This is a genomic window from Candidatus Rokuibacteriota bacterium, from assembly GCA_030647435.1.
In the GTDB taxonomy this organism is placed as follows: Bacteria; Methylomirabilota; Methylomirabilia; order Rokubacteriales; family CSP1-6; genus AR37.
Genome location: JAUSJX010000150.1, coordinates 1 through 3,384, shown reverse-complemented (window position 1 = coordinate 3,384; position 3,384 = coordinate 1). Strand labels below are relative to the sequence as shown.

At 66.8% G+C, this 3,384-nt stretch carries 4 protein-coding genes; all 4 read right to left on the bottom strand.

What is annotated here, in order from left to right; translation table 11 throughout:
• On the bottom strand, nucleotides 1–708 hold a 708-nt coding region (locus tag Q7W02_25995), incomplete at its 3' end, for an ABC transporter permease (protein ID MDO8479585.1).
• A gap of 18 nt (nucleotides 709–726) precedes the next feature.
• Entirely contained in the window at nucleotides 727–2,346 is a 1,620-nt protein-coding gene (locus Q7W02_25990; GenBank protein MDO8479584.1) for an ABC transporter substrate-binding protein, read from the bottom strand.
• A gap of 30 nt (nucleotides 2,347–2,376) precedes the next feature.
• The gene (locus Q7W02_25985) at nucleotides 2,377–2,649 is read right to left on the bottom strand and encodes a hypothetical protein (GenBank protein MDO8479583.1); all 273 of its coding nucleotides are present in this window, start codon (nucleotides 2,647–2,649) and stop codon (nucleotides 2,377–2,379) included.
• 67 nt (nucleotides 2,650–2,716) lie between these two features.
• A complete protein-coding gene (locus tag Q7W02_25980) occupies nucleotides 2,717–3,220 on the bottom strand; it encodes an acyl dehydratase (protein ID MDO8479582.1) in 504 nt (167 codons plus the stop codon).
• Between the last annotated feature and the right edge of the window lie 164 nt (nucleotides 3,221–3,384).

The window sequence follows — 3,384 nt, the reverse complement described above, 5'->3', positions numbered from 1 at the left end:
CTTCAACGCGTGCCGGATGACGATCGCCCGCTCCGCCAGCCCCTTGGCCCAGGCGGTGCGGATGTAGTCCTCCCGCAGCACCTCCAGCACCGTGGACCGGGTCATGCGGGTGGTGACGGCGGCGTACCGGTAGCCCACGGTGATCACCGGCCAGACCATCTGCTGGAAGTTCGCCCAGGGATCGACCCAGGGCGGCGTGAACTCCAGCGGAGGCCCCCAGCCGAAGTAGATCACCAGGAGCAGGATGACCAGGATCCCGACCCAGAACGACGGGATGGCCAGGCCGCCGATGCTGACCACGCGCACGACGTAGTCCACCCAGGTATCCTGGCGCGCGGCGGCGAGCATGCCGAGCGGGATGGCGATCAAGACCGAGACGCCGGTCGCCAGGAACGCCAGCTCGAGGGAGAGCGGCAGCCGGATGAGCAGCTCTTCGACGACCGGGCGTCCCGTCCACAGCGAGACCCCGAAATCGAAGCGGACGACGCCCCAGAGCCACGTCCCGAACTGCACCAGGAGCGGCTGGTCCAGCCCGAGCTGCCGGTGCATGGCGGCGAGCTGCGCCCGATCGATCTGGCCCGAGTCGCCGCCGAGGATCAGCAAGGCCACGTCCCCGGGAATCACACGCATGATCACGAACACCAGGGAGGCGACCCCGAGCAGCGTGGGGACGATCAGGAGGAGTCGCTTGGCCAGGTAGGTTCCCATGCCCCGGCCTCCGCGGCGTCAGTCCTCCGCCAGCCAGACGTCCTGGAGCTTCTGGTTGGAGTAGTAATTGGGCGGGGCGACGTAGTTCTTCACCTTCGCCCAGTGCACCACGTTGCGCGTCCACCAGAGCCCCGGCAGGTAGTACGCGTTCTCCAGCACGATCCGGTCCATCTCGTTGACCAGCTTCTTGCGCTCGACGGGGTCGAGCTCTCGCGTCTCTCGCGCGAACAGGTCGTCGAGCCGAGGGTCGGAGACCCGGCCCCAGTTCTCCGTGTCCCCGGTCGTGTAGCGGTTCATGAAGACGTCGGGATCGTCCATGAACCGGACCGGCGCGGAGACGATCGCCTCGAAGTTCCCCGTGTTCTGTCCGTCCGCGAACCAGGCCGCCGTCTCGACCGGGCGGTGCTCGGCCTCGACGCCGATCTTGCGCCACTCCTGGATCACGAACACCGCGAAGTCCTGGTAGGGCAGCCGGATGTTCCGGTTCTTCAGCACGAGCTTGAGCCCGTTCGGATACCCCGCCTCCGCCAGCAGCCGCCGCGCCTCCGCCCGACTCTTCTCGCTGTCCCTCCAGAATCCCGGCAGCTTCTCGAGCTCGGCCTGCGGCAGCGCCCACTCCGAGCCCGGACGCATCGCCGACCCGACGAGCTTGAGCCCGTTGATGGGATACAGCACCCTGCTCATCGTGTACCGGTCGAGGCCGAGCGCGAGCGCCTTGCGAACGCGCACGTCGTTGAAGGGCTTCGCGGTGTTGTTGAGCCAGATCCCCCAGGAGGCGGTCACGGGCGTCTCCTGGACGACGACCTTGTCGCCGAGCTGCTTCTTGATCGCCTCCACCTCGGCCAGCGGCAGGTCGCGGAACTCGATGTACGCCCGGCCCGACCGGATCGCCGCCGCCCGCACCGAGGTGTCCGTGCTGATGAAGAACTTGTAGCCGTCCAGGTACGGCCGCTCCTTCACGAAGTAGTCGGGGTTCCGCTCCCCCTCGAACGTCGAGCCGTGCACGTAGCTCTTGAACTTGAACGGCCCCGAGCCGAGGACGTGCGTCTTGAAGTAGTTCGGGTCCTGGTCCAGGTACTTCTTCGGATAGATCACGTTCCACGGCGAGGCCAGGTTCATCAGGAGGGACGCCGCCGCGAATTTGAGCCTGAACACCACGGTGCCGGGGTCGGGGGCCTCGACCGCCTCGACCGTCGAGTAACCGCTCTTGCGCGTGCTGCGGACCCCCGAGGGCGGGAAAATGATCTTGTCGTAGCTCGCCTTCACGTCGGCCGCTGTCAGCGGCGAGCCGTCGTGGAACCGGACCCCCTGACGGATCTTGAACGAGTAGGTCCGCCCGTCGGGCGCGACCTTCCACTCGGTGGCCAAGTCCCCGATGACCTTCGGGAAGTGGTACGGGTCGAACTGCAGCAGCGTGCTGTAGCACGGCGCCACCATCTGGATGTTGGCGAAGGTGGCCTCCTGGTGGGGGTCGAGGCTCGGCGGCTCGGCGGCGATGGCCGCCAGCAGGACGCCGCCCCTGCGCGGGGCGTCCGCCGACTGGACCACAGCGGGAATCGCCGCGAGCGCCGACAGGACCAGGAGCGCGAGCGCAACGACGGTGAACCGCATCGGGTGACGCCTGACCTGTGCCGCCATCTGACACCTCCCACGCCCGGACATTCGGGCTCAGCTGACCTTCCAGATGCTCCCCGTCTTCGCCAGGTGTTTGATCGGTGTCAGGCTCTCGACCTGCCATCCCCTCTGTCGCAGCCAGGCCTCGAAGTCCTCCTGCCTGACGGCGTGGCATTCCGCCAGCAAGCGTCCGTCTCCGAGGGCGAAGACCGTCGTGATCGTCGTCTGCGGGTCCGGCCGCCACTTGCTCGTCTCGGCCAGCTCCGCCCCGAACTTCGCGATGTCGCCCCATCCGGGCGCGGTCCCGATGGCTATCCAGCGTCCCATGTCGCCTCCCTTGCGACCCGGCACTCAATGAGCGTTCCCGCTCCGGTGTCGAGGCGTCCTTGCCTGGCTATGCGCTCTTCAGTGGCACGAAGGGGTACGGGACCGGCCGGCCGCCGCGAATGGGAAGCACGATGGTCGCCGTGCCCGGACAGCTCTCGACGCCGTTCTGGAGCCGCATACCGACCTCCAGGTCGGCGTAACCGAGCCCCTCCTGCTCGCGCTTGCCGGTGACCGTCGCCCAGCAGGTGATGGTGTCGCCCGGCACGATCATGGCGCGGTGCTGGAAGGACACCTTCCATGGCCACCCGTCGGGGAGGCACAGGTCTTTCAGGTAGCGGGGCATGATGCTCTGCTTCCACGAGCCCTGGCCCAGGATGTTCGGCAGGCCGTCATGGTAGATCGCGAAGCTCTGATCGTAGTGGATCCGGTGCCAGTTTTCGATCGCCGAGCTCCACCGGAAGAGGTGCGTGGGGGTCAGTGGGCCGATGACCAGCGTGGGCATCGCCTGGCCCACCTCGACGTCGTCGTAGTAGAGCTGCGGCTTCTTCCGGAGCTCGTCTGCGGTCATCATGGGCGCTCTCCCTGGCAGCCCGACCTAGCCTGGATTATTCACGAAAGATGAGACAAAAGAGCCACCGAGTCTCGCGAGCGTGCTATAGAAGCGGTGACTGGACGCTTCGACGCACAAATGAGAGGAGACTCGATGGCTACAGACTGTATAGCGCAGACGACCTT

What these genes read in the sequence shown, in the direction of transcription:
- Q7W02_25990 (MDO8479584.1), bottom strand. Translation starts at nt 2,346, where the DNA reads ATGGCGGCACAGGTCAGGCGTCACCCGATGCGGTTCACCGTCGTTGCG.
- Q7W02_25985 (MDO8479583.1), bottom strand. Translation starts at nt 2,649, where the DNA reads ATGGGACGCTGGATAGCCATCGGGACCGCGCCCGGATGGGGCGACATC.
- Q7W02_25980 (MDO8479582.1), bottom strand. Translation starts at nt 3,220, where the DNA reads ATGATGACCGCAGACGAGCTCCGGAAGAAGCCGCAGCTCTACTACGAC.